Raw genomic sequence first — 25501 nt, forward strand, 5'->3', positions numbered from 1 at the left:
CCTTCCATACTTTCACTTGTTCCCGCGCTTTCGGGAGCAGACAATGGTGTTGGTGGCCACATGGTGTTGATTGCCACGTCGGCGTGCACACGCAATTTCAGGACCCCGGGCGGGCCAGCGCCGCGAGGCTCCTTCATAACCGGCGATTCCGAATGACAGTACTGCTGATGAACTCTCCTGGTCCCCGCGCTGCTCCCGCGTCCCTCATCAATCGGCATCCCGTGACGGCCTTCCTGGTCATCGCCATCACGCTCTCCTGGGCCGCCCAGATAGGGTCCATCGTGCTGATCGGGAACATCCTCCCGGGAATCCTCGCGGAACTGCTGATCCTGCTGGGCACTGCCGTCCTCGTCACTGCAGCGGCTGACGGCAGGCCGGGCGTCCGCACCCTGTTCCGTCAGGCCGTCCGATGGCGGGTGCGTGCCGGCTGGTACGTGGCGGCGCTGCTTGCCCTTCCCGCGCTGACCATGCTGATTGCCGCGGCCACCGGAACCTTCCACCAGCCCGCCGACGGCTGGGCGCCGCTGGTAGGCAGCTATCTGTTGAACACCGTGGTCACCGGGGCCTTCCTCGGCAATATCTGGGAGGAGCTGGCGTGGACTGGCGTGGTGCAGCGCCGGCTGATGGAGCGGCACGGACTGATCGTCTCCGCCCTGCTCACCGCCTTCCCGTTCGCCCTCATTCACGTCCCCTTCGCCTTCGCCGAAAAGGGTTTCGCGGGCACACCCTGGGCCGACGCGGCGGCCTACTGGGCGGTGCTGTTCCTGTTCGCCCCGTTCTTCCGCGCTCTGCTGGGCATGGCGTACGTGGGGACGGGTGGCAGCCTGCTGATCGTGGGGCTGCTGCACGCGTCCTTCAACGCCTCGGCGTCGGCCAAGCTGTACGTGTTCGACGGCGAATGGCAGCAGATTGCCGCCGTGGCCGTCCTGCTCGGGGTACTGGCGGCGCTCCGCGGCTTCCGTGCGAAGCGCCCCGCACAAGGCCCGCGCAAACGAACACTTCAGCCCCCGCCCGAGGCCGCGCGGAAGCCACCGGAGGAGGCCGGTCGTGGCTCACCTCCCGCAAGCTAACGGGCACGGACCGGCCCGGTTTGCCGGGCAGGCCTGGCGAGCATTGAACAGCCGGCGCTCCTGGCCGGCCCGCCGGCGGCTCAGGCTTTTCTTCGTGCTGGCCTTCGTCATTTCGTGGTGGGCGTGGCCGCTGACCCTGCTTAATCCCGAGAGCTCCCCGCTTGTCCCGTTCGGACCCGCGCTTGCTGCTGTCCTGGTGGCCGTCGTCTCCGGGGGAAAAGACGGCCTGCTGCGCCTCCTGTGGCGACTGGCGGGCTGGCGAGTGCCCGGGCGCTGGTACGTGGTGGCGCTGGGACTGCCGTGCCTGCTGGTGGTGGCCGCGGCAGCACTAACTGTGGCCGGCGGCGCGCCGATCCCGGGCTTTGCGCCGAATCCGGGCTGGTTCATGCTGATCGGCACCTTCGCGTCGACTCTGGTGATCGTGGGCCTCTTCGAGGAGCTGGGCTGGCGCGGCTACGCCCTTCCCCTGATGCAGCGGAACCACACCGCCCTCGCCGCAGCTCTACTCCTCGGCGCCGTGTGGGCGGCCTGGCATCTGCCGGAGCTCGTGTCCGACCCTACCGGGCAGCGCCCGCCTCTTCCGTTTCTGCTCATGGTGATCGCCCAGTCCGTGCTGCTGACATGGATCTACAACAGCACGTCCTCCAGCAAAACCCGTCTCACGACGGAGCCGGGCTACTCAGCCGGCCCTGGAGGCGTGCCGCTCTGCATGGTCTTCCATGCCGCGTTCAATACGTCCGGCGCGCTGGTGCTGCCGGCCCTGGCAGGTCCCCATTACCTCACGCTCTGGTGGACTCTGGCGCTGCTCCATGTCCTTGCCGCACTCGTGGTTATCGCCTATGCGGGGCCCTCCCGACTGGTCCGCACTCTTGACACGGAGGCCTCCCATGGGATTACCTAATGAACATTCGGTAAATAAAGCTGGAGGCAATGACGCATGGCTGGAACAACCATTTCCGGGCTAACCCACCCGGTTCTTGAAAACGACTACGCCTCTGAGTGGATGGGCATTGAGGTCCTTGCCCTGGGCGACGGTCATGCGACCATCCGCATGACGCTCCGGCAGGAAATGCTCAACGGCTTCGGCATGGCGCACGGCGGAATGATCTTCGCCTTCGCGGACTCCGCCTTTGCCCTCGCCTGCAACCCTGCCACCCCGGCCCCAAGCTCCGCTGGGACACCCGCCAACACAGCCGGCACAGCCGGCGCCGCAGCGGACAGCATCACTGTTGCGTCCGGCGTCGATATCAATTTCCTCAAGCCGGCCTTCCAGGGCCAGGTGATCACCGCCGTCGCCGACCGCCGCTCCATCGCGGGCCGCAGCGGACTGTACGACATCCAGATCTTCGCCGCCGATCCCGGCTCCCCGCTGCCGGGCGAGCTCATTGCCGAGTTCCGCGGGCGCAGCCGCACCATCCCCAAGAAGAGGAATTAACCATGACCCTCCACGCCACTGAACCCAACGCCGCTTCCTCCACGGCCGCGGTGTCCGCAACTGACGCTGTCCTCGACCCCGAAGAGACCATGTCCCGGGACCAGATCGAAGCGCTCCAGCTCGGCCGCCTGCAGCACACCGTGGCGTACGCCTACGACCGCGTGCCGCTGTACAAGCGCAAGTTCGACGACGCCGGCATCCACCCCACGGACCTCCGCGAACTGTCAGACCTCGGCAACTTCCCCTTCACCACCAAGGAGGACCTGCGCCAGGAGTACCCGTTCGGCATGTTCGCCGTGCCGCAGAGCGAAGTGGCCCGCGTGCACGCAAGCTCGGGCACCACCGGCCGGCCCACCGTCGTCGGCTACACCAAGAAGGACCTGGCCGACTGGGCCAAGCTCGTGGCCCGCTGCCTCCGCGCCTCCGGCGTCCGGCCAGGCATGAAGGTCCACAATGCCTACGGCTACGGCCTCTTCACCGGCGGCCTGGGCGCGCACGCCGGCGCCGAAGCCCTCGGCTGCACCGTCATTCCGATGTCCGGCGGGCAGACCGAGCGCCAGATCCAGCTCATCCAGGACTTTGAGCCGGATGTCATCCTGGCCACGCCCACGTACCTGCTCACCATCGCAGACGCCATGGCGCACATGGGCATCGACCCCACCTCGACCTCACTGAAGTATGCCGTGCTCGGTGCGGAACCGTGGACGCAGGAGATGCGGCACGAACTGGAAGTCGCCATGAACATCAAGGCCTGTGACATCTACGGGCTCTCGGAGGTCATGGGCCCGGGCGTGGCCGGTGAATGCGTGGAGACGCAGGACGGCAGCCATATCTGGGAGGACCACTTCCGTCCGGAAATCATCGACCCCTTCAACCCCGCGCCCGGCAAGGAGAATGTACTTGGCGACGGCGAGCACGGCGAACTCGTCTTCACCTCGCTCACCAAGGAAGCGCTGCCGATCATCCGGTACCGCACCAAGGACCTCACCCGCCTGCTCCCCGGCACTGCCCGCCCGGGACACCGAAGGATGGGCCGCATCACGGGCCGTAGCGACGACATGATCATCCTCCGCGGCGTGAACCTGTTCCCGTCCCAGATCGAGGAAATCGCCCTGCGCATCCCCGAGCTCAGCCCGCACTTCCAGCTGGAACTGACGCGCCCCGAGGGCCAGCGCATGGACCAGCTGACCGTGAAGATTGAGCGCCGCGACAACGTCACCACGGAGCAAAGCACGACGGCGGCCCGCGTCCTGCGCGAGCAGATCAAGATCCATGTGGGTTCTTCGTGCACGGTGGCCGTGGTGGATCCGGGTTCGCTGGAGCGTTCGAACGGCAAGCTGCGCCGGATTTACGACATGCGCCCGAAGGGGTAAGCCTCCGTGCTGCCCGGCTAGCATGCATCCGTCCCCGGTACCCGGGGCCCGTCTGCGCGACGAACCCCGGCCGAGCGGTTTACCGCCGGCGGCAGGCGGCCCTCAGGGTGTGATCTCCCAGCCGAACATCATGGCGTGGTCCTCGTGCGCCAGGTTGTGGCAGTGCGCCACGTATGGCCCGGTGAAGTCCCGGAATCCCCGGTAGATGATCACCGACTCGCCAGGATCAAGCGCTGTCAGGTCTTCCTTCGAGGCGTCATCGGGATGTCCTGGATCTCCTGCACGGGTCACGTCCTTGCCATTGCGCATGACCGTCCGGTGCTCCTCCATGTGCAGGTGGAACGGGTGCACCCAGCCGCCGCCGCCGTTGCGGACCTCCCAAAGGTTGAAGCTGCCCTTCTTTTGCTGGGCCAGGGGCGAACGGCCCGCCCTGTTCTTCAGGCTCGTCGCCACCCTGGCAGGGTCGAAGGGCGTGCCGTTGATGAGCCACTCGGTCTCCCCGCCCGCGCTGCCGCGCTTCACCTCGAAGATCAGCCGGTTATCCAGCATGGTCTGCCAGTTGCTCGGCAGCGGCGGTAGGTCACGCATCTTGGTCGGAATAACGCTGTCATCCGGCGCATCGTCACCGATCACGAACTTGAGCACCGGGACCTTGTAGTTCGGGTCGGGCGCGAACCGGGACGAGTTGGACCACATCCGCCCGTTGGGCATCTTCATGACGTTGGTCAGGTAGATGACGTCGCCTTTGGTGGTGGGCGTGCCGTCCTGGTAGCGGCTGAAATCGATGACCACCTCGCGGCGCTTCGCGGGCCACAGCTCGAAGGAGCTGCGCTTGACCGGGAACGGCAGGAGCCCGCCGTCGGAGGCAATCTGGGTGAACTCCATGCACTGCTGCGCGTCCGGGATCCGGTACTGGCCCTGTAGCTCGTCATCCTCGTAGCCAAGCGACGCCGACGACTTGGGTCCCTTGGTGGAGCTCATCAGTTTGAACTCGTAGATCCGCGCAATGGAGGCGTCCAGGAACCGGAAACGGTACTTGCGCCGCTTCACTTCCATCACCGGGCTGGCCGTGCCGTTGACGGTGAAGATGTCGCCCACAAACCCGTGACTGGGGAAGTGCTTGTAGAAGGTCTTGCCCCACCACTCCGGGTGCTTCGCCGGGTTCTTCGCGGCCGGGAACTCGCCCTGCACATCGTGGATGTCCTTGTGCGTGGTCACGCCGTCGTCGAGCCGGCAGTCGTAGAAGGCGAGCGGGATGTCGTATTTGACGTCGAAGGACCCGTCCGGTTTGTTCGTGCGGACCCCGGGCAGCCGCAGTCCCCGCCGCTCGTCCCCCATGTCCGTGCCGTTCTTCGGGTCATAGATGGGGTACAGGCCCACCAAGCCCTTGTACACGTTCGAGCCCGTGTGGTCCATCGTGTGGTCGTGGAACCAGAAGAAACTCTGCTTTTCGCGGTCATCATTGCCGGCCGGCCGGTTCAGGTACAGGTTGTCGACGAACATCTGCGGCCTGAAGCCTGGGTGCCGCGGCCCGGACACCATCGAGTAGTGCGGGTTGCCGTCGCTCTCCGGCGCGGTGTGGCCGTTGTGCAGGTGGGTCAGGAAGGACAAGTCCGGGGAACCGAAGTCCTGGCGGTCCAGGTTCAGCGGGTTCTCATCAAGGTGGTTCTCGAAGCGGACAAGGACCGGCCTGCCGTATTCCGCGTTGATCATGGGCCCCGGAAAGGTCCCGTTGAAGCTGTAGATCGTGCTGAGCGGCAAGGTCCGTTTGGTGCCCGCGGGGAAGGTCCTGCGGGATGAATCGAACGAGACCGTCGGGCGGCCGTCCGAGTCAATCGGCAGGACTTGGGACGCGGTGAACGCGTGAGTCCGAACCAGCACGTCGATCTTGTAGACGATCGGGTCCGGCTCGCCGAATTGGCTCGGCCAGACCTGGTGCTGCTCATTGCGCAAGGAGTTCTGCTGGCCCGGTCCCGGTCCCGGCGGATTTCGCCAGGCGGTGAACACCGATTTCGGGACCGGGGCCAGCGCCTTCGGGATCGGCAGCGGGTCGCTGAACGGCGAGATGATCAGCGGGCTCGTGGGGAACTTTTCAATGTAGAAAATTACGTCACCAAGCGCTGTGGACGTGGCGGCGAAGGCGCCGTCAGCCGAAAGCAGTCCCCTCCGGGCCAGCAGCGGACTGGCCCAGGCCTGTGCGGCCACGAGTGCCGCTCCGGCTCCTCCGGCGGCACCTAAGCGGAGAAGTGCGCGGCGTGCGAGCCCGCGGGTGTTTGCAGATTCTTCAGACATGGTCTGCGCCTCCTTGGCGTGGGGGCGCAACCCAACTCAGCCGCCCCGGTCGTCATGTGTGGTTACGAGACCGAATCTTGACCACGAGGACCTCCTTGTCCTCTGTGGATCAGCTTTTCTGCGGCGATTCCCCTGGCGACAACTGTGGGTTTGCAACCTTACGAAAAGCTGGTGCTCTTTTGGTGCAGACCCTCCGATCTGGCGGTCTGGCGATCGGCCGAACTCGGGACCCGCGCGAACATGCGGGTTGTCCAGCGCATTTTGTTTTCGCCCGTGCTTGGATTACCGAACGTTCATGAGAAAATAGCCGGTATGCCCAGTACAGCAGCACCCACAAAGCGCGGCCGCCCCGGATACGACCAGCAATCAGTGCTGCTGATCGCCGTCGACGTCTTCAACCGTCACGGCTACGATGCCACGTCCATGGGCATCCTCGCCGAGAACCTGGGCATCTCAAAGTCCGCAATTTACCACCACGTGCCATCCAAGGGCGATCTCCTGAAGCTTGCCCTGGACCACGCCCTCGGCGGCCTCGAGGCCATCCTGGACGAACCGGGGGCCACTTCGGGCGCCGCCGATGCGCGCCTGGAGTTCGTGCTGCGCCAGACCATTGCCGTCCTGGTGGACCGCCTGCCGTTCGTCACGCTGCTACTCCGGCTGCGCGGCAACACGGACATCGAGCGGAACGCCATGGAACGCCGGCGGGCCTTTGACCACAAAGTGGCTGGCCTGATTTCCGCGGCCCGGGACGAGGGATCGCTGCGCCAGGACATCGATCCCCGCACCGTGACCCGGCTGCTGTTCGGCACCATTAACTCGATCGTGGAATGGTACAAGCCGGGCGGCTCGCTTTCGCCGGAAAAGCTCGCCGACGACGTCATCACCATGGCGTTCGACGGCCTCCACGCCAAGGCCTGACGCCGGGCAACGAAATAGCCGTTGACGCCGGCTCGCCGCCGCGCCCACGCTAAAGGCATGGCCACCAAGGTATCCGAAGTCCTCTTCGCCGTCTTTCCCGAGTTGCGCTACCAGCCCACCACCAAAAGGGTCCGCGCGGGCATTGACGGAAGTCCCGTCGTCGACACCCAGGACGCGCTCCTGGTGTGGGAGCCGAAGCGCGTCACCCCGGTGTATGCCGTTCCGGAGAAGGACCTCCTGGCCAGGCTCCGGCGCCCCGAATCGGAGGACGGCACCGTCGAGGAACACCCGTTTGCCTGGTCATCCAGCGGGCAGACAGGGCTGGATCCGCGGACGGGGTTCCGGCGGCACACCACCCCGGGTGAGGAGCTGGACGTCATAGCATCGGCGTACATGCTCCCCCGCGCCGCTTTCCGCCCGTCCGATCCCGACCTCGACGGCTACGTGGTGCTGGATTTTGCGGCATTCCACTGGCTGGAGGACCAAGAGGAAATTATCGGCCACCCCCGCGACCCCTTCCACCGGGTGGATATACGGGCCACGCTCCGGCGCGTGGAAATATCGCTCGACGGCGTGAAACTCGCCGACACGGTCGGCGCCCAGCTGCTGTATGAAACCATGCTGCCGGTCCGCTACTACCTCCCGCCGGCGGACGTCCGGCTGGACCTGCTGGATGCCAGCCCGCACAGGACTGTCTGCCCGTACAAGGGTGAGGCGAAGTACTGGAGCTTCCCGGAGTCGGACCGCGGCAAGAACGTGGCCTGGGCCTACGATTCACGGTTCATCGACGCCAGCCAGATCCACGGGCTGGTCTGCTTCTTCAACGAGCGCGTGGATGTTGCTGTCGATGGCGAACTGCAGGAGCACCCGGTCACGCCCTGGTCCTGAAACCCAACCCTCTCTCACATCCTGCGCCCAAAAACCGAACCCTCCCTCACATCCTGCGCCCAAAAACCGAACCCTCCCGCACATCCTGCGCCCAAAAAGGGAACCCTCCCTCACTGGGTGAGGAAGGGTTCGGAAAAGCTGCGAACGGTGTGGGGGAACGGTCAGAGCTGATATTCAGCCTGGGTGCCGAGCCTCTCGTGAACGCAGAGGATGTTGTTTTCGGTGTCCATGAACCAGGCGCACTTCTCGGCGTCTGTTGAACAGATATGGTTCTCGGTCTTGAGATCCGGGAGGTCATAGTCCTGGAACCGAACGCCCTTGGACTCCATGTCCTGGACGGTCCGTTCAATGTCACTAACCTCGAAACTCAAGGTGGTGTGATCAGAGTGTTTGCCGTCTCTGACCTCCATCAGCTGCAGCATCGGGCCGCCTTCGCTGCCGAACAATTCGCTTCCGTCATCTGCCAAGCCGCGATGAGGGAGTCCGAGTGTTTCCGCGTAGAAACGACGGGCGCGCTCTCTGTCATCGACGGGCAGGACGGTTGTGGCTGTGTTTAGTACTAGGGTCATTTCGCCACCTCCTACGGAGGACATTTTACGCCCGGCTGCCCGCGAAAGATCTCACGAAAACCCGGCGGGAACCGCTCCAGACGGCCTAAACGCTCTCTCACATCCGACAAGAAAATCCCAACGCTCTCTCACATCCCGCAGCCCAACCCCCAACGCTCTCTCACTTGGGTGAGAGAGCGCCCCGGAAAAACCGACACGACGTGAGAGAGCGCCCCGGAAAAACCGACAGGACGTGAGAGAGCGTCCGGAAAGCCGGCGCTACTTCTCCACCGGCCTACTTCTCCACGAGGGTGAGGACGTCGTAGGTGGCCACGATTTCGTCGTTCTGGTTGGTCAGGACGGCGTCCCAGGCCACCTCGCCGTATTCGTCGGTCTCGCGAGGCGTGATCTTCTTTGCCGTGAGTGTGACGCGGATGGAGTCCCCGGCGGCCACGGGCGTGATGAAGCGCAGGTTCTCCAAGCCGTAGTTGGCCAGCACCGGGCCCGGCGCGGGCTCCACGAACAGCCCTGCGGCCCAGCTCAGCAGCAGGTAGCCGTGCGCCACGATGCCCGGGAAGAACGGGTTCGCTTCCGCGGCCTCCTGGTTGGTGTGGGCGTAGAAAGTATCGCCCGTGGAATTCGCGAAGGCCGTGATGTCCTCCAGCGAAACCTCGCGCAAACCGGAGCGGACGGCGTCGCCGATCCGCAGGGTTTCAAGCGACTTGCGGAACGGGTGGGTGCCCTCCGTTTCAACGGTGAAGTTGCGGTCCGCTCCGGTGTGCCAGACGCCCGTCACGGCGGTCAGCATGTTGGGCGAACCTTGGATGGCGGTGCGCTGCATGTGGTGCATCACGGAGCGGATGCCGCCCAGTTCCTCGCCACCGCCGGCGCGGCCCGGCCCGCCGTGCACCAGATGCGGCACGGGAGAGCCGTGACCCGTGGAGCTGCGCGCGTCCTCACGGTTCAGCATCAGCACACGGCCGTGGTGGGCCGCGATGCCAGTGACCAGTTCCCGGGCCACAGCCGGATCATTGGTGCAGACCGAGGCGACGAGGGAGCCGCCGCCGCGGGCGGCGAGCCGGACGGCGTCGGGAAGGTCCTTGTACCCGATCACTGACGCAACCGGGCCGAACGCCTCCAGCGAGTGGACCTGTTCCGCCTCGGCATCGGCCCAGCTGAGCACCACCGGGGACATGAAGGCACCGCTGTCGACGACGCCCGTGGCACCGTCAGCGTTGGTGACCGACGGCGAATCGAGCGTTCCGTACGCAAGCTCACCGCCGGCGTCGAGCATGGACTGCACGGCGGCGCGGACGTCGGCGAGCTGCTCCAGCGAGGCGAGCGCGCCCATCGTGACACCTTCGGCGCGCGGGTCCCCGAGCACGACGCGCTGATCGACACGGGCGCCGATGGCGGAAATGACGGCGGGCACCAGCTCCTGCGGGACGATCGCGCGGCGGATCGAGGTGCACTTCTGGCCGGCCTTGACGGTCATTTCGGTGACCACGGACTTGACGAAGGCGTCGAACTCCGGGGTTCCTTCGACGGCGTCGGTGCCGAGGATGGCGGCGTTGAGGGAGTCGGTCTCGGAGGTGAAGCGGACGCCGCCCTCGACCACGTTCCGGTGTGACTTCAGGGACTGGGCGGTGGACGCGGAGCCGGTGAAGGCCACGAGGTCGCGGTAGTCCAACACGTCCAGCAGTCCGCGGACCGAGCCTGAGATGAGCTGCAGCGAGCCCTTGGGCAGGATGTTGGATTCGATGATCGCCTTCACCACGGCCGCGGCAACATAGCCGGTGGGAGTGGCGGGCTTGACGATGGTGGGCACGCCGGCGATGAACGCGGGGGCGAGCTTTTCCAACATGCCCCACACAGGGAAGTTGAAAGCGTTGATCTGGACGGCGACGCCCGGAATCCGCGTGTAGATGTGCTCCCCCGCGAACGAGCCGTCCTTGGACAGCACCTCCATGGGTCCGTCCACCACAACCTGCGAGTTGGGGAGTTCGCGCCGGCCCTTGGAGCCGAAGGTGAACAGCACGCCGATTCCGCCGTCGATGTCGATCATCGAGTCGATCTTGGTGGCGCCGGTCTGCGCCGAGAACGTGTAGAAGTGCTCGCGGCGGGCGTTCAGGTACTGCGCGAGCTCCTTGAGCTTGAGAGCCCGCTGGTGGAAGGTCAGCTTGCCGAGTTCCGTCTGGCCGGTGGTGCGTCCGTAATCCACGACGGCGGCCAAGTCCAGTCCGTCCGTGCTCACCTTCGCCAGGATTTCCCCGGTGCTGGCGTCACGCACGGGGACAGCGGAAGCTGCCGAACCGGCGTCGGGAGTCCACCAGGAGTCCTGCACAAAACTGGGGACGGTCTCTACTGTGTCCAGGGTGGCCTCAGGAGCGGTAGCGGTTGTGGTCATCGTTGACGGGTCCTTCCAACGCGGAACAAACAAATCCGGGCAATCCGGCAATCCGGCCAGCGCATTACTGACCGTCCGTTCGGTAATATGTCTACAGTACATGAATGTGCCCCGCTGCACACTAAGAAGCGCTGCACCCGAGCCGGGCCCCGGCAGGATCCGGCCACCGTTCTGAGGAGAGCAAATGACGCCCGAGCACCGCGACGCAGACGTGCAGACCGCCGAGACGTGGAAGATCACCCTGGGTGAACTCGACGAGAAGATGGGCGTGAAAATCATCGAGGAATCCGTGGAACGCGTGGTGGCCACGATGCCCGTGGAGGGCAACCGCCAGTCGTTCGGCCTGCTGCACGGCGGCGCATCCCTGGCTGTCGGCGAGGCCGTGGGGTCCTGGGCAGCGGTGATCCACGCCAGCACGCTGGGCAAGACGGCGGTGGGTGTTGACGTCTCCGCCACGCACCACAAGTCAGCCCGCAGCGGCCTCATCACCATCACGGCGACGCCGATCCACCTGGGCGGGACGCTCACCACCCATGAGGTGCTGATTACCAACGAGGCCGGCCAGCGGCTCTGCACGCTCCGGATCACCAACCTGCTGCTGGCCCGGAAGTCGTAGCCGCCATGTGACCGTGATTCGTCCGCCGCTAGGCTGATCAGGTGACTGAGCTTGCCAACCTGACTCCGACCCTGGCGGCAGTCGGGCTCCTCATGGTGTTGACAGCCGGGGTTCTCAAAGCCTTTAAGGTGCCGCACGGCTTCGCCCCCGCGCTCGCCATCCTTCGCGGAGCCGCGCAACTGGCAGCGGTCAGCCTGATCCTGGGAGCCGTCATTGCCAGCGGCACCTGGGTTGCCGTGGCGCTGGGCGTCATGTTCGTTGTCGCTGCCATGACTGCCACGCGCCGCCTCGGCTGGAGCTGGACCCACTTGGCAATGGTTGGCTCGTCGATGGCCGCCGGCATCATTGTTGCGCTTGCCATCGTCTTCGCCACGGGATCCATCGGTTTCACAGGGCGCTACGCCCTGGCAATCGGCGGCATCGTCATCGGAAACTCCATGACGATCGCGGCATTGGCAGGCCGACGGTTCAACGAGGCCGTAATGGACCGGTGGGACCTCGTCGAAGCCTGGCTGGCGCTGGGTGCCACTCCCCGGCAGGCGACCCGGGACATGGCGCGCGGGGCGGCGTCCTCAGCCCTCATACCGTCGATCGACCAGACGAAGACAACCGGCCTGGTCACACTGCCCGGGGCCTTCGTGGGAGCCATCTTCGGCGGGCTTTCACCGTTGGAGGCAGGGCGTTTCCAGATTGTGGTGCTGGCTTCGATCATGGCCGCCGGCTCTATCACCGCAGTGATGCTGGTGCACATGCTTGCTCCGGTCCGTGTGCGGCCCGGCGCACTACGTTGAACGCCCGGCCAACATTTGGCTCGGGGCGGCCAGGCGGTCATGCGTGGCGGAGGAGAAAACGTTGACTTTGCCATGGACGCTTTATACGCTGGCTCCTCTGGATGAGTGGCATGCGGCAGCCATCCACCCAAAGGTGGTTCTGTCTAAAAATGGTGCCTCCGTCCGGTTCCCTTTCCGGCGGCGGCCGACGTCGGCGCTAAGCCGAGTTCCGTAGTTTCCGCACCACCGCAGGCGGATGCATGAGCAAGAAATCTACAAGGGCCGCAATCCTGGCAGTTGCCGTTCTGGCAGGCGGCTTGCTGGCGGGTGTGACTACTTCCGCCTTGGCGCCGGCGACCACCAATTACTACGTCAGTGCTGCCGGCAGCGACACCAACCCGGGAACATCGAGTGGATCGCCCTGGCAATCGTTGTCCAAGGTAAACGAAGCCGACCTCAAGCCCGGCGACACAGTGAGCTTCCGCCGGGGTGATGTGTGGATCGGCATCGTGGAGGTGAGCCGCAACGGAACTGCCGGCTCAGCCATCACGCTGAAGAACTACGGAAGCGGGAGTTTGCCGACCGTCACCGGCGGCGAAGGGGGAAACTGTTTCCGGCTCAGCGGCAACTTCATCGAAGTAGACGGGCTGCGCGCCACATCCTGCGGTTACGCGGGCTTTAACGTCGCGGGCGACAACAACATCGTCAGAAGTTCGGAAGCCTCCAACAACACGGCCGGCATTAAGGTGAGTTCCGGCTCTGATTTCGGCATGTATGCCAACAACTTCCTGGCCGACAACAACGTCATGAACGTCAACACCCCGGGAACCCGTTGCGGCACGCCGCAGGCCGTTGACTGCAGTGATGATTCCGGCGCCTTCGGCGTGCTCATCAACGGTGACGACAACGAATTTTTCGGCAATACCGTGATCGGCTCCACCGCCGCCTCCTCCGACTTCGGCCGCGACGGTAGCGCCTTCGAGATCTACAACGGCAACCGCAACCTGATCCACCACAACAAGGCGATCGACAACAATGTGTTCTCGGAACTGGGACGCTCGAAGGGCACTGCCGACGGCAACACCTACCGTTACAACCTCGTCCGCGCTTCCTGCGGCCCTGACTGCGCCGAAGCCTCGGGCCTGATCGCCCGCGGAACGGGATCACCCTTCGGCCCGACCAACAACACTGTCTTTGAATTCAACACAGTCTGGCTCAACGGCAGCCATTCCCGCGGAGTAGTGTGCCACGCCACGTGCCCGTCCTCGACGGTCATCAGAGGCAACATTCTGGTGGCCAACCGCAACGCGCTTTGGTTGGATGGCTCCGGCTGGACCGAACAGGCCAACGTCATCAACGGGCCAAGCAACGTGGTGTTGGACAAGACTTCGACGACGGCCCCGGCTCTCTTCGCGAACGCACCCCAGGATCTCCGGCTGACATCAGCGAGCCCGGCCGTCGACCGGGTCGGCGGCAGTCCTTTTGGATTGGACCTGGACCGGGTGCAGGTGCCACAGAGCGGTCTCTGCGGTGGAATCGGAAGGGCCGACGCCGGCGCCTACGAATATGATTCGCCAAATTGCTAGGTCGGAACCGGCAACGGAAGTGCGCCGGTCAGGTGTGAGCCCTTTCGCCTGCCGCAGCACCGGAAGATAATCAAGATAACTGCTCTAAGCGCCATGGAGGTGGTGGATCGTGTCGGTTTATACCTTGGGGATCTGGCTCATCAAACCGGGCCATGAGGACGATTTCGTGAAGGCGTGGCAGGAGATGGCCGCACGAACGCAGACGGATTTCCCGGAAGCCAAGGGGATTCTGATGCACGACCGGGATGTGCCCAACCGTTTCATCAGCACGGGACCGTGGGACTCCCTGGAACAGATTGAACGGTGGCGGGCATCGGCCGCATTCACGGAAAGCCTCCAGTCGATCCGCGAAATAGTTGAACACTTCGAGCCTCACACACTGGACGAGGCAGCAACGATCGGCACGGCCGCGAAGTAGTCCTATCGCCTGCCGCGCCGCCGGACTGCGAGAAGCAGCAATCCGCCGAGGAGCACGGCAGCGCCTGCCACGCCGCCTGCCGCAAGCAGGCCGGACGCCCCGGTGTCGGCCAGCCTGTCCGTAGTGCTCGCCGTCGCATCCCGGGTGGCTGTGATGCCGTCAGGCAGCACAGCCACCACGGATGGCTGGGGCGCCGGCTTCAGTTCGGCGGCCCGGACAGAGCGTGCCGGCGCGGCAGGCTTGGACGGCGTGGCCGGGTTTGAAGCGGCTGGTTTCTCGACCGTACTGAAGGTGCTTGTCCCGGAGCGGCTGAAGCCGTTGATGGTCTGCGCCGAAAACTGCGTAGCGGAGGCGGGCGATGTAAACGACCAGTTGCCGTCAGCGTCTGCTGGGACGTCCAGCGGCTCGTGGGCCGGCAGCACAATTCGGACGCTGGAGCCAGCCGGTACAGCGGCGGCCGGAGCTGCCGGGATCCTGCCCGTGATGCGCTGCCCAGCGGCGATTGGCCCGGCCGGCAGGGGTGCGCCCAGTGCCGGCTTGTTGAGGAACAGCCTCAGCTGGATGCCCGGCAGCACGTTGAGCGATTCCTGCAGCGTGGCAGCCACAGCGAAGTTTTCTGCCGACGTTCTTGAGTTTCCGGCCGAGTGTGTTCCCACCGCATAGTTTCCGCTGATCCAGGGACCACCGGAATCGCCTCCGCTTGATTGCACGGATGTGGAGAGGAACCCGCGGAAGGATCGAAGGTCGTCCGGCTCGCCGGAGCCGCCCTCTACGACATATATCCCCACCTCGTCCACCGTGCCGCACGACCAGCCCGCGGTCCGGCCGGAGCGGCAGACAGCCTGTCCGACGAAGGGGGCAGCGGTGCCCACAATCGGCACGGCCCCGGCGCCGAGGTCTGCGGGATCGTCCCATGTGGTCGCGGCAGGCAGCAGGTCGAGGTCGGAACGGATGGATTCAATGACGGCGATGTCGGACCCCGGTTCCACGGCGCCAGCCGGGTCGGCGCTGATCCTGGCGTTTCCCGGGCCGCCGAACTGGCTGAATCCGAAGGTCCCGAGTTCCCCGGTGACGCCACTCTCCGCGACCGAGCCACCGGCCGGTTCGCCCGCCGGAAGTGTTACCTCCGCAAGCCGGGCGGTGCCGTCCTCCGCGCAGTGGCCAGCTGTGAGCACCAGCGGCTCTCCTCCAGGGCTAAAGGCGCTGAACCCCGAAGAGCAGACCACCACACCGTCGATTCGGTAGCCTTGGCCGCCGAGGAAGTCCTCTTCGCTGGCCATCGGCTCGCCCTTCTCCAGCACCACGTTGGCGTACTGTGCCACGAATTCCGACGGCGACATGCCGGTCTCGCCGGCGGCCCCCGGCATTACGCCGCTCCCCGGCTGTTGACCGCTTTGAGACGCTTTCTCGGGGGAATTGACGCCTCCCGTGCGGATGATGAATTTGCCACCGGCCGCGGCCACAGCCTGCAGGCCCGCTGCGCCGACGTCGTGCAAATAGGCCCGGTAGAGCTGCTCGGTGCTGGTTGCCTGAAGATCCTTCTCCGGAGCAGGCCCCTGCGCCGGAGTTGCCCGGGCTGGCGTTGCCCCAGCTGGTGTCGCCTCAGCTGGCGTTGCGTGCGCTGGCGTTGTCTGCGCTGGTGCCTCAGGGACCCGAGCGGCGGATGCTGCGCCCGGGGCAATAAGCACGAATTCGTTCCTGCCAGCCTGGCCGGCGGCGTTGAGCGACGCAACGCTCTTTTGAAGCCCGGGGCCCGTGCCTTCGACCAGAACATGGCCGTCGTGCAGGCTGAGCGCAACGAAACCGGGCAGCTTCCGGAGCGTGGCCAGCGCATCGGCAGCGCGTTTTCCCTGCGCACCGGCCGCGTTGAACTCCGCCAGGGTCATGCCGAGATCCCGCGCAACTGCCTCCGCGAGGCCTTCGTCGCTGATACCGGAGGCGCTGACACCAGTAGCGCCGACACTGGGTTTACTGACACTGGGTCTACTGGCAACCGACGGCGACGCGGCACCGTCGGTGACTGCCGGCGTCGGACTTTCCTCGGCAGCGGAAGCCGGCACGGACCCGAGAGCGGCGCTGAGGGCGACAGCTGCTGCCGCCCCCAGAGCCAGTGCGCGCCGGCCTGCTGCGCGGTATGCGGAACAAGTCACAGGGCCACCCTGGCGCCGAGGGCAGACAGGATGGCTTCCAGCTCCGGCTCCGAAACGCCATGCCGCAGGAGGTACTCCCGGGTGTTGAGTGACCGAACGAAATCAAGGACGCCTTCCCCGCGGCTTTGCAGGAGCGGCGCCAGGGTTTCTTCGTCCAGGTACCGTTCGTGGGGGTGCGGTGTCAGCCGTGTGCGGTGACGCTCGTTGATGCCGCGCATGGCCGCCTGGTAGCCGGCGACAATATCGCCGTCAGGGGCGCCGGCGAGGTCCTGAAGCATGGCTGCGACCATGCCGCTGCGGTCCCGTCCTGCCGAGCAATGGATCACGACTCCGCCAGGGGATGCGGCCACAGCCTTGAACACAGCGGCCAGTTTGTCCGGAAACAGCCGGGCGTTGGCGGCGTAATAGGCGGGGTCATTGAGGTAGGGGACGCAGAGAGCCTTGAACTCGCGGTTGTCCGGGTCCTCGGTCGGGGCAAATATGACGTCGAACGCGGCGAGCGCCCCGCCCACGTCGGGATCGGCGTCCCGGGGTTGCCGTTCAGCGGGGTTGCGGAGATCGATGACGGTGCGGACGCCGTCATTGTGTGCGTCCCGCCAGCCGGCGGCCGTGACCCACTCGCGGCGGCCCATCCGGTAGACCGAACCGGCCACGCGCCAAGCATTGACGGCACCGTCCCAGCCCACAGGTGCCAGTTCCCTCGCGTTCACGGAGACAGCTAACCACATCTTCCGCGCCGGCTGCACTGGCTGCGTCCAATTAGCGCAGCCCTGACCGGCCAAGAATCGGTTCGCGAGATACGGCCAGGGCCGCCCGGCGGGGCGTACTGTGGGCCGATGAGCGCCATCACCGAGGCGTCAGCTTGAATGGCTGCCCATGCGGCAGGCATTCGTCATCGCATGCCGATTTCCCGCAGCATCTCCTGCGCCTGTTCCCATGGTTTTCCTGAACGAGGGGTTTCATCGTGATAACCAAACAAATTCTCCGACACCGTACAGCCCGTCTCACCGGTGTCCTCGCCGCTGTGGCGCTGACCGCCGGCTTCGCCGCCGCCCCGGCCACCGCCGCCCCGCCGTCTCCCGACCAGGCGCCGATCTACCTCGGCCTGGGTGACTCCTACGCGGCAGGAACAGGAGGAGGCACGCATATTCCGAACCCGTTCGCGGCCCCGGTTGATTGCCGCCAGACATATGCGGCCTACCCTACTCAGCTTCGTGGCATCAATCTGGGCTGCTTCGGCGCCAAAACGGGGGACGTGAGTGCCGCCGTGACGTGGGCAGCAAGCGATCCGGCAACAAAGCCATATCTTGAGAATGCCTCACTCATCACAGTAACCGTGGGTGGAAATGACATCGACACCGGAGCAGTGGCCGCCAAGTGCGTGACGTCGATAGCCACCACCGCATGCAAAGCCGCGCTGTTCAACTCGTTGGCGCTAAAGCTTCCCAAGCTTCCCGGCCAGATCAGGTCAATGGTGGCAGTGATCAAAAAGAAAGCCCCGCGGGCGAAGATCGTGCTTACCGGCTACCCCCGGCTGTTCACTGTCAGTCCGCTCATGACCTCCGAACAGAAGTCCACGGCCACGACTTTGAACGCCGCGGCCGACCTCCTCAACGGAACCATCGCGCTGTCGGCTCTGGCCAACCGGGTGAAGTACGTCAGCGTCACGGCCAAGTTCGTCAATCATGGAGTCGGCTCTGCTGAACCCTGGATCGTGGGTCCGCAACCGTTCTGCATGGTGAGCATCCCCCAGACGTGTGCCGACAGTGGACAGCCCGAGGACGTTTTCCACCCGACCGCCACCGGCTACACGCAGGGCTACGCGGCGGCCTTGGCCGGGAGCCTGACCCGGTAGCTGAACTGGCCCGGTTTGAGACCAGCCTCCACTGGGCTGGCCCGGTTATCCGTCCCGCGGGGCGGATAACCGGGCCAGTCCGGCGTTTGCATCGTTCGTGCCCCAGAAGCGCCGTCCTACCGCCGCCTGGCCAGCCTGTACTCGAGGCCGTTGCGGACCATGGGCCACTCGTGTTCCAGGATAGAGAACACCACGGTGTCCCGGAGCACGCCGTCCGAGGTCCGGGAGTGGCTGCGGAGCACACCGTCCTGCTTGGCTCCGAGCCGGGCGATCGCCTCCCGCGACTGGTGGTTCAGCCAGTGTGTGCGGAATTCGACGGCGGGGCAGCCGAGCGCTTCAAAGGCATGTTGCAGGAGCAGCAGCTTGGAATCCGGGTTGCTGCCGCTGCCGTGCGAAGAGGCCGCATTCCAGGTTGAGCCGATCTCAACGCGGGGAGTATCGGCGTCGATGTTCATGTAGGTGGTCATGCCGATCACCCGACCCGGACCGCCCGTGGTCGGGTCTATCAGCCGCGTGGTGAAGGGCAGCATGGAGCCCAATTCCTGGAGGGCCAGCCGGCGGCCGATTTCTGCAGCCATCCGGTCCGGGGCGGGGACGTTCGTGTACCAGAGCTTCCAGAGTTCGCCGTCGCGGGCAGCTTCCACCAGTCCGTCGTGGTGGCTGTGCGCCAGTGGCTCAAGGACGACGACCTTGCCGGTCAGGGTGATGGGTTGAATCGGGGTCACCGCACCATCCTAGAGGCGCCCGATGATGTTCCTATAGACAATTCTTCAAATCGTTTGGCGGCACAAGCAGTGCGAGACAACCCTCACCCTTATGCTGGCTGAATGGCTCGTACCGCAAGAGAACGCATCGATGGTGACCCGATTTCGTCTGGTGTTTACGGTGCCCTCCTCGATCAGATTTCTGCTTTGGATGGGTGTGAGCTACAGGAGAACGCGTCCTCGTTCCATGTCACACACGGGCGTGCTTTTCTCGGCATCCACCCCCGGCGGGGCGGCATTCTGGTCAACATCGTCCTGGCGAGGCAGCTCGAATCCGATCGTGTGCACCGCGCCGAGCGCGTATCGGCCAACCGGTGGCACAACGAAGTCATCCTGAAGGACCCTTCAGAAATTGATGCCGAGGTGCTGGCCTGGATCCGCGAAGGATATGCGCTCACCGCCTGAGGCGGCAGACTCGGCGCTGGATGGTGGGCCTGGTCGGCGTCCGTCATGCAGGACCTTTCAAGCCGCACGTTCCTATCAAGTCACTACCACCAAGTCACTGCCCCGTCCGGCCGGTCGCCCCTGGTGAGTGGCGGCAGTCCGGGGTCCGCCTTGAGGAGCCGGCTGTAGGATTCCCGCATCCGACAGACCTAGAGGAGCTGCCATGACCAACGAGCCCACCCCGGTAACGCACGCCTTGGACGCCTACGCCGCGGCTGTCTATGCCAAGGATGTCGAGGCCTTCACCGCGCTCTACGACGACGACATCCACGTCTTTGATTCGTGGGGGCAGTGGCAATACCAGGGCATCGACCAGTGGCGCGGGATGGCGGCAGGCTGGTTCGGCTCGCTGGGCGACGAGCGCGTGCAGGTCGAGTTCAACGACGTGCAGTCCGCCGTCGGGGATGACGTCGCCTTCGGCCATGCGGCCGTCACCTTCGCCGGCGTTTCGGCGGACGGCGAGCGACTGCGGGCCATGACCAACCGCATCACCGTGAACCTGGCGAAGAAGAACGGCGTCTGGAAGATCGCCCACGAGCATTCCTCGCTGCCCATCGATCCGGAGACAGGCAAGGGCATGTTTTCGCTGCGCCCTTAGCTCCAGTCGAAGAACCCCTTGCCGGTCTTGCGGCCCAGTTCGCCCCGGGCCACCTTGTCCTTCAAAATCTGCGGCGGCGCGAACCGCTCCCCCAGCGTCGAGTGCAGGTATTCGGCGATGCCCAGCCGCACGTCCAGGCCCACGATGTCTGTGGTCTTCAGCGGCCCGGTGGGGTGCTTGTAGCCGAGCACCATGGCGGCGTCGATGTCCTCCGCGGAGGCCACACCTTCCTCCACCATGCGCATCGCCTCCAGCGCAATCGCCACGCCCAGCCGCGAGGACGCGAACCCCGGAGCGTCATTGACGACGACGGCGGTCTTGCCCAGCGCTTCGGTCCAGCGTTTCGCTGCGGCCGCCAGCTCGGGAGATGTCTCCGTCCCCAGCACCACTTCGATCAGGGTTGACGCGGGCACCGGGTTGAAGAAGTGCAGGCCCAGGAAGTTCTGCGGGCGCTTCAGCTCACGGGCAAGGCCGTTGACCGACAGCGAGGAGGTGTTTGAGGCGAGGTAGGCATCCTCGCCGAGCCGCTCTTCAATTCCCCGGAGGGAAGTGACCTTCAGGTCCCAGTCTTCCGGAACGGCCTCGATGACGAGCTGCCGGTCCGCGAAGTCGTCGTAGTCCAGTGTCACCGAGAGCCGGGACACCATTTCGTCCAGGTTACCGTCCGTGGCGCCGCGTTCGATGCTCTTCGCGGCTGCCGACTCCACCCGTTCCCGGGCGGCTTCGGCGGATTCCTCATCGCGTTCAACCACCAGGACGTTGGCCCCGTTGATCAGGAACGCGTGGGCGATGCCTGCCCCCATGCGGCCGCCGCCGAGAACTCCGACAAAGTCGGGAAGGTTAGTGGCGGGAAGGTGTGCCGGCAGGGTCGAGTTGCTCATATCTGTTTCTTCTTCTCTGTTTTTTTGTCCAGGAACGCCTGCATGCGGTCAAACTTCGCCTGCGACTCGAAAAGGATGCCCTGCGCCAGCTGGTCCACCAGCGGATGCGCTTCCGCCGGCGCGTGGAACACAGACTTGGTGATCCGCACGGCCAGCGGGTCCTGCCGGGCGATGCGGTCGGCCAGGCTGTGGGCGCCCTCCATCAGCGACGGCGCCTCGTGGATCTCGGTGATCAGGTTGACCGCCAGGGCCTGTTCGGCCCGCAGCACCAGCCCCGCGAGCAGGATTTCCTTGGCTACGGGCTCCCCCACGAGCTCCTTCAGCCGCCAGCTGGCGCCGGCCGCCGCCAGGATTCCCAGTCCGGTTTCCGGGTTGCCGATGCGAACGCCCGGAGTGCCGATCCGGAAGTCGGCGGCGTAGGCGAGCTCGGCACCGCCGCCCAGGCAGTAGCCGTCCAGGGCCGCGATGACGGGCATGGGCAGCTTGGCAATGCGCACGAAAATTGTTGAGTTGATGCCCTGCAGGGCATCATCCCGCCGCCGCTCGCGCAGTTGGGCGATGTCCGCGCCGGAGGCAAACACGCCCTCGACGCCGGCAATGATCAGGATCCGCGGGTTCTGCTCGAGTGCGGTGCAGACCACGTGGAGCTCATCCACCATCTGCTGGTCGATGGCATTGCGGACCTCCGGGCGGTTGAGCAGCACGACCACGCGGTCGTCCCGCTCTTCGACCAGGAGGGTGCTGAACTTTTCGGTGCTTAAGGGTCCGTTCGCGCTGTCCGGAGCCGCCATTACACCCGCTCCAGCAGCATCGCGGTACCCTGGCCGACGCCGATGCACATGGTCGCCAGGCCGATCCGGGCATCCTCGCGTTCCATCCGGCCCAGCAGGGTGATGGCGATCCTTGACCCGCTGGACCCAAGCGGGTGACCCAGCGCGATGGCACCGCCGTCGTTGTTGACGATGCCAGGGTCCAGCCCAAGCCGCCGCATGCTCGCCAGCGACTGGGTGGCAAACGCTTCGTTAAGCTCGACGGCGCCAAGGTCGCCGACGCTGAGACCGCTCCGTTTGAGCACCTTCTGGGTGGCCGGGACCGGGCCGATGCCCATGATTTCAGGCTCGCAACCGGCAGAGCCACCGTCGATGATACGGGCCCGCGCGGTCAGTCCAAGCCTCTGAATAGCCGCGTCGGAGGCCACGATGATGGCCGAGGCGCCGTCATTGAGGGTGGACGAGTTGCCGGCGGTGACAATCGATCCCCCCGGAACGACCGGCCGGAGACCGGAGAGCACGTCCATGGTGGTGCCGGCACGGGGACCCTCGTCGGTGTCCACAACCGTCTCGGACTTGCGGGTCTTGACCGTGACCGGAACAATTTCGTTCTTGAACCGGCCGCCCTCGATGGCCGCCAGGGACTTTTCGTGCGAACGGACAGCGAAGACATCGGCGTCCTCGCGGGAGATGCCGTCAACGCGGCCCACTTCCTCTGCCGTTTCGGGCATCGAAAAGGTCATCTTGCCGTCCCGGGAAAGGTCGCCCTTCTTGAAAGCGGGGTTGACGAAGCGCCAGCCGATGGAGGTGTCGAAGATTTCCCCGGGCTTCGCGAACGCGGTCTGCGGCTTTTCCTGCACCCACGGCGCCCGGCTCATCGATTCGACGCCGCCGGCCACCACGATGTCCGCGGCGCCCGACTTGATCATCTGGCTGGCCATGATGATGGCGCTGAGGCCGGAGGCGCACAGCCGGTTCACCGTAATGCCGGGGATGTGGAGGGGAAGTCCTGCCAGGATCGTGGCCATGCGGGCAACGTTGCGGTTTTCTTCACCGGCTCCGTTGGCGTTCCCGAGAATGACTTCGTCGATGGCGTCCGGGTCCACACCGGCGCGGGCAACGGCTTCGCGGACCACCAGCGCTGCCAGATCATCAGGGCGCACGGCCGAAAGCGCGCCGCCGTATCGTCCCACCGGGGTGCGGGCACCGCCAACCAGAAAAGCCTCGACCATGAGAACATCCTTTACGCAGGGAGTTAGGCCGGATACGAATAAATTACCGACCGTTCGTTCTATAAAGATTACACGGCAGGCCCGGAGGGTCAACCAAACGGCCGGATTTGGTCGGCCGGCACACGTCGCGCCTCCCGGCGCTACGCCACCACGACCCCCAGATGAGCGGCCAGCAGCGGGGCGATGAGGCCGAGCTGGTAGTCGTCGATCACCACACCGGCCAGGCTGTCCAGACCACTGATGCTCCGGAAATCGGTGCCGCGGAGATCGAAATCCTTCAGCTTCGCGCCGCTCAGGTCCAGGCTTCCGATGGTGCAGTTCCTGAGGGCCACGCGGGCGCCGGTAACAGAGCCAAGGTCCAGCTCATTGATGATGCAGTCGCTAATGAGGACGTCCGCCAGCCGGGAGCCGCGCAGGTTCACGAAATCCAGCTTGCCGCCGTCGATCTTCACGGACTGCCAGCCGCTGTCATACAGCTCGGCGGATCCCCAGCGGGGGTTGCTGAACTCGACGTCGCGGAAGGTGGCCCTGGCTGCGGTGAGCACGGGAGCGTAGGCCTCGCTCACCAGGCAGTCCCGGAAGCTGGCACCCCGAAGCTGGGTTTCATTGAAGGAGATCCCGGAAAATTCGCACTCAGCAAAGACGATTCCACTGAGCTCCAGGCCATCCGCATCGACACGGCTGTACCGCACGGCGTCATACCTGTCACCGCTGCGGAAATCCGGCGCATCATCATCCCGCAGGCCCTCGAGCTGAACAGGAGACAGCCGCGGCGGCGTGACCTTCAATGCCTTCCCCCGGGAGGTCTTCCCCGCGGCCCTGCCGGTCACTGCAGCGACTCGGCTTTTGCAGCGATCTCGGCAAGGTCCTTCGCCAGGGCCTTCCGCGTGATGTTCATGCCGATCTTTCCGAACAGCGCCAGCATGATCTTGCTGACGGCTGTGGGCCGGAGCATCACGGCACCGAAGGTCAGCGTGAGGTCCGTTCCGGCGTCGCGCTCAGCCAAGGTGAAACGGGAGGTGTAGTCCGCGCCGCCCTGCAATGCCTTTACGGTGGTGCTGCGCGGCGCATCCACCTGGGACACCCACATTTCAACAGTTTCACGCCGGCCCATCATGGACCGCGTTTCCTTCCACCGTGTGCCTTCGCCGTAAGGCCCCTCGCTGACCATCTGAATGGCCTCGACGCCCGAGAGGGTGGCTGCCGAACCGGGGATGTCGGAAATCACTGCCCACACTTTCTCGGGCCTGGCGTTCACATGTTGAGTCAAACTGGTGCTGTGGTCCATCCTCCGAGCCTAGCCCCGGGCACAGACATTGAGCACTCAGGCGGACACGTCCTTGAATTAGTAAGCATGCTTTGTGTTAGGCTGAAACGGCTTTGTCAGATCAACCGGCAACGGAAGGTGGTTAGCACCATGGGTATTGGAGACAAGATTCAGAACGCTGCAGAAGACTTCGGCGGCAAGGCCAAGGAAGCTGCCGGCAACGCCACGGACAACGACCGCCTGAAGGCCGAGGGGCAGAAGGACCAGGTCGTTGCCGATGCCAAGAAGGTCGGCGAAGACGTCAAGGACGAGTTCAAGCGCGACTAGGTCCTACAGACACACAAACGACGACGGCGGACTCTCCTTGGGGGGTGTCCGCCGTCGCCGTCTTGTCGTTTTAATGTCCGACCTGTCTGCCAGACTGTGGCCATGACGGAACTAGACCTGAGTGAGGCCAGCAGGGCGGCCGGCGGCTCCAAGAATCTTGGCGGCTACCTGGCGCGCCCGGACGGCCCGGGCCCGTTTCCGGCCGTCGTGATGATCCACGAGGCCTTCGGCCTCAACGACCAGACCCGGCGGCACGCGGACCGGCTGGCAGAGGCAGGCTACTTGACCCTGGCCGTGGACCTGTTCAGCGACGGCGGCCCGCGGCGCTGCCTCGTCAGCACCATGCGCTCCATGATGTCCGGCGAAGGCCGCGTCTTCACGGACCTGGCCACCGCCCGGTCCTGGCTCAGCGGTTCAGGGCTCAGCACCGGGAAAACGGGGGTGATCGGCTTCTGCATGGGCGGAGGGTTCGCGCTGCTCGCCGCCAACGACGGCTTCGATGCCGCGTCGGTGAATTATGGACGCCTGCCTGGAAACCTGGAGGATGCGCTCCGGGGCGCCTGCCCCGTCGTGGCAAATTACGGCAAAATGGACCGGACGCTCCAAGGCGCCGCAGCCAAGCTCGAGGCCGCGCTGGAGTCCCTCGGCATCGAACACGACGTCAGGGAGTTCCCGACCGCCGGGCACGCCTTCCTGAACGACGAGGAAGAAGGGCCGAGGGCGCTGCGTCCGCTGATGCGGGTCATGGGCATCGGCCCGGATCCGCGGTCCAGCCCGGAAGCGTGGCAGCGGATTGAGGACCATTTCGCCAAGCATCTGCAGGCCTGAGGCTTAATGAGCGGTGGCGGCCACCCGATGAAGGTGACCGCCGCCGTCGTCGTGATTCCAGGTA

General features: G+C 65.3%; 26 protein-coding genes. 15 read left to right on the forward strand and 11 right to left on the reverse strand.

The features are described from left to right. Positions 1-167 precede the first annotated feature (167 nt). From AC1DDG_RS06170 to paaK, 4 genes are read left to right on the forward strand one after another with little or no spacing between them, the layout of a single operon-like run. Positions 168-1070 (forward strand): lysostaphin resistance A-like protein, encoded by a 903-nt coding sequence (locus AC1DDG_RS06170; RefSeq protein ID WP_476875355.1) that lies wholly within the window; start codon positions 168-170, stop codon positions 1068-1070. After that, positions 1048-1971 carry a CPBP family glutamic-type intramembrane protease gene (locus tag AC1DDG_RS06175; protein WP_476875356.1) on the forward strand — a complete coding sequence of 308 codons (924 nt, stop codon included), beginning with the start codon at positions 1048-1050 and terminating at the stop codon, positions 1969-1971. The genes AC1DDG_RS06170 and AC1DDG_RS06175 overlap by 23 nt, the downstream gene beginning before the upstream one ends. Positions 1972-2007: 36 nt before the next feature. Then, positions 2008-2505 carry a hotdog fold thioesterase gene (locus AC1DDG_RS06180; RefSeq protein WP_476875357.1) on the forward strand — a complete coding sequence of 166 codons (498 nt, stop codon included), beginning with the start codon at positions 2008-2010 and terminating at the stop codon, positions 2503-2505. Between the two features lie 2 nt (positions 2506-2507). Beyond that, positions 2508-3878, forward strand: coding sequence for a phenylacetate--CoA ligase PaaK (gene paaK, locus AC1DDG_RS06185; RefSeq protein ID WP_230119475.1), 1371 nt, complete (start codon positions 2508-2510; stop codon positions 3876-3878). Positions 3879-3980: 102 nt separating this feature from the next. Here the strand turns inward: paaK and AC1DDG_RS06190 are convergent, their stop codons facing one another. Next, positions 3981-6170 (reverse strand): multicopper oxidase family protein, encoded by a 2190-nt coding sequence (locus AC1DDG_RS06190; protein WP_476875358.1) that lies wholly within the window; start codon positions 6168-6170, stop codon positions 3981-3983. 312 nt (positions 6171-6482) lie between these two features. On the opposite strand from AC1DDG_RS06190, the gene AC1DDG_RS06195 reads away from it, so the two are divergent. Together AC1DDG_RS06195 and AC1DDG_RS06200 are read left to right on the forward strand one after the other, a co-directional pair. After that, positions 6483-7088 carry a TetR/AcrR family transcriptional regulator gene (locus AC1DDG_RS06195; protein ID WP_476875359.1) on the forward strand — a complete coding sequence of 202 codons (606 nt, stop codon included), beginning with the start codon at positions 6483-6485 and terminating at the stop codon, positions 7086-7088. Between the two features lie 57 nt (positions 7089-7145). After that, complete coding sequence (locus tag AC1DDG_RS06200) at positions 7146-7976, forward strand: DUF427 domain-containing protein (protein ID WP_476875360.1); 831 nt, start codon at positions 7146-7148, stop codon at positions 7974-7976. Between the two features lie 161 nt (positions 7977-8137). On the opposite strand, the gene AC1DDG_RS06205 is transcribed toward AC1DDG_RS06200, so the two are convergent. Together AC1DDG_RS06205 and paaZ are read right to left on the reverse strand one after the other, a co-directional pair. Next, complete coding sequence (locus AC1DDG_RS06205; RefSeq protein ID WP_230119479.1) at positions 8138-8545, reverse strand: VOC family protein; 408 nt, start codon at positions 8543-8545, stop codon at positions 8138-8140. A 274-nt stretch (positions 8546-8819) separates the two neighbouring features. Next, the gene (gene paaZ, locus AC1DDG_RS06210; RefSeq protein ID WP_476875361.1) at positions 8820-10931 is read right to left on the reverse strand and encodes a phenylacetic acid degradation bifunctional protein PaaZ; all 2112 of its coding nucleotides are present in this window, start codon (positions 10929-10931) and stop codon (positions 8820-8822) included. A 184-nt stretch (positions 10932-11115) separates the two neighbouring features. Between paaZ and AC1DDG_RS06215 the strand changes: the two genes are divergently transcribed. From AC1DDG_RS06215 to AC1DDG_RS06230, 4 genes are all read left to right on the forward strand, one after another. After that, the gene (locus AC1DDG_RS06215; protein WP_230119481.1) at positions 11116-11547 is read left to right on the forward strand and encodes a PaaI family thioesterase; all 432 of its coding nucleotides are present in this window, start codon (positions 11116-11118) and stop codon (positions 11545-11547) included. Between the two features lie 41 nt (positions 11548-11588). Continuing rightward, positions 11589-12338 carry an ABC transporter permease gene (locus AC1DDG_RS06220; RefSeq protein WP_476875362.1) on the forward strand — a complete coding sequence of 250 codons (750 nt, stop codon included), beginning with the start codon at positions 11589-11591 and terminating at the stop codon, positions 12336-12338. A 239-nt stretch (positions 12339-12577) separates the two neighbouring features. After that, entirely contained in the window at positions 12578-13903 is a 1326-nt protein-coding gene (locus AC1DDG_RS06225; protein ID WP_230119483.1) for a right-handed parallel beta-helix repeat-containing protein, read from the forward strand. A gap of 109 nt (positions 13904-14012) precedes the next feature. Further along, positions 14013-14321, forward strand: coding sequence for an antibiotic biosynthesis monooxygenase family protein (locus AC1DDG_RS06230; RefSeq protein WP_476875363.1), 309 nt, complete (start codon positions 14013-14015; stop codon positions 14319-14321). A gap of 2 nt (positions 14322-14323) precedes the next feature. Here AC1DDG_RS06230 and AC1DDG_RS06235 read toward each other — a convergent pair whose 3' ends face one another. After that, on the reverse strand, positions 14324-16471 hold the full coding sequence (locus AC1DDG_RS06235; protein WP_476875364.1) for a S1 family peptidase: 2148 nt from the start codon (positions 16469-16471) through the stop codon (positions 14324-14326). Then, a complete protein-coding gene (locus tag AC1DDG_RS06240; protein WP_476875365.1) occupies positions 16468-17181 on the reverse strand; it encodes a tyrosine-protein phosphatase in 714 nt (237 codons plus the stop codon). Before AC1DDG_RS06240 ends, AC1DDG_RS06235 begins: the two co-directional genes overlap by 4 nt. 254 nt (positions 17182-17435) lie before the next feature. Here AC1DDG_RS06240 and AC1DDG_RS06245 point away from each other — a divergent pair, with 254 nt between their 5' ends. Continuing rightward, positions 17436-18326: a GDSL-type esterase/lipase family protein gene (locus AC1DDG_RS06245; RefSeq protein ID WP_476875366.1), complete on the forward strand. Its 891-nt coding sequence runs from the start codon at positions 17436-17438 to the stop codon at positions 18324-18326. A gap of 116 nt (positions 18327-18442) precedes the next feature. On the opposite strand, the gene AC1DDG_RS06250 is transcribed toward AC1DDG_RS06245, so the two are convergent. Continuing rightward, positions 18443-19051: a GNAT family N-acetyltransferase gene (locus tag AC1DDG_RS06250; RefSeq protein WP_476875367.1), complete on the reverse strand. Its 609-nt coding sequence runs from the start codon at positions 19049-19051 to the stop codon at positions 18443-18445. A gap of 102 nt (positions 19052-19153) precedes the next feature. Between AC1DDG_RS06250 and AC1DDG_RS06255 the strand changes: the two genes are divergently transcribed. Both AC1DDG_RS06255 and AC1DDG_RS06260 read left to right on the forward strand, forming a co-directional pair. Next, positions 19154-19495, forward strand: coding sequence for a DUF5655 domain-containing protein (locus AC1DDG_RS06255; protein WP_230119489.1), 342 nt, complete (start codon positions 19154-19156; stop codon positions 19493-19495). A gap of 202 nt (positions 19496-19697) precedes the next feature. After that, on the forward strand, positions 19698-20132 hold the full coding sequence (locus AC1DDG_RS06260; RefSeq protein ID WP_476875368.1) for a YybH family protein: 435 nt from the start codon (positions 19698-19700) through the stop codon (positions 20130-20132). Here the strand turns inward: AC1DDG_RS06260 and AC1DDG_RS06265 are convergent. The 5 genes from AC1DDG_RS06265 to AC1DDG_RS06285 form a co-directional block, all read right to left on the reverse strand. After that, the gene (locus tag AC1DDG_RS06265; protein ID WP_476875369.1) at positions 20129-21013 is read right to left on the reverse strand and encodes a 3-hydroxyacyl-CoA dehydrogenase family protein; all 885 of its coding nucleotides are present in this window, start codon (positions 21011-21013) and stop codon (positions 20129-20131) included. The two genes, AC1DDG_RS06260 and AC1DDG_RS06265, sit on opposite strands and share 4 nt — an antisense overlap. Next, complete coding sequence (locus tag AC1DDG_RS06270) at positions 21010-21804, reverse strand: enoyl-CoA hydratase/isomerase family protein (protein WP_476875370.1); 795 nt, start codon at positions 21802-21804, stop codon at positions 21010-21012. The genes AC1DDG_RS06265 and AC1DDG_RS06270 overlap by 4 nt, the downstream gene beginning before the upstream one ends. After that, entirely contained in the window at positions 21804-23015 is a 1212-nt protein-coding gene (locus tag AC1DDG_RS06275; RefSeq protein ID WP_476875371.1) for a thiolase family protein, read from the reverse strand. Before AC1DDG_RS06275 ends, AC1DDG_RS06270 begins: the two co-directional genes overlap by 1 nt. 140 nt (positions 23016-23155) lie before the next feature. After that, positions 23156-23845 carry a pentapeptide repeat-containing protein gene (locus tag AC1DDG_RS06280; protein ID WP_476875372.1) on the reverse strand — a complete coding sequence of 230 codons (690 nt, stop codon included), beginning with the start codon at positions 23843-23845 and terminating at the stop codon, positions 23156-23158. Next, entirely contained in the window at positions 23842-24303 is a 462-nt protein-coding gene (locus AC1DDG_RS06285) for an SRPBCC family protein (RefSeq protein ID WP_476875373.1), read from the reverse strand. The genes AC1DDG_RS06280 and AC1DDG_RS06285 overlap by 4 nt, the downstream gene beginning before the upstream one ends. 129 nt (positions 24304-24432) lie before the next feature. On the opposite strand from AC1DDG_RS06285, the gene AC1DDG_RS06290 reads away from it, so the two are divergent. Together AC1DDG_RS06290 and AC1DDG_RS06295 are read left to right on the forward strand one after the other, a co-directional pair. Then, the gene (locus tag AC1DDG_RS06290; protein WP_003797692.1) at positions 24433-24609 is read left to right on the forward strand and encodes a CsbD family protein; all 177 of its coding nucleotides are present in this window, start codon (positions 24433-24435) and stop codon (positions 24607-24609) included. Between the two features lie 102 nt (positions 24610-24711). Continuing rightward, on the forward strand, positions 24712-25437 hold the full coding sequence (locus tag AC1DDG_RS06295; RefSeq protein ID WP_476875374.1) for a dienelactone hydrolase family protein: 726 nt from the start codon (positions 24712-24714) through the stop codon (positions 25435-25437). Positions 25438-25501: the final 64 nt, after the last annotated feature.

The organism is Arthrobacter sp. 10L430, from assembly GCF_056395245.1.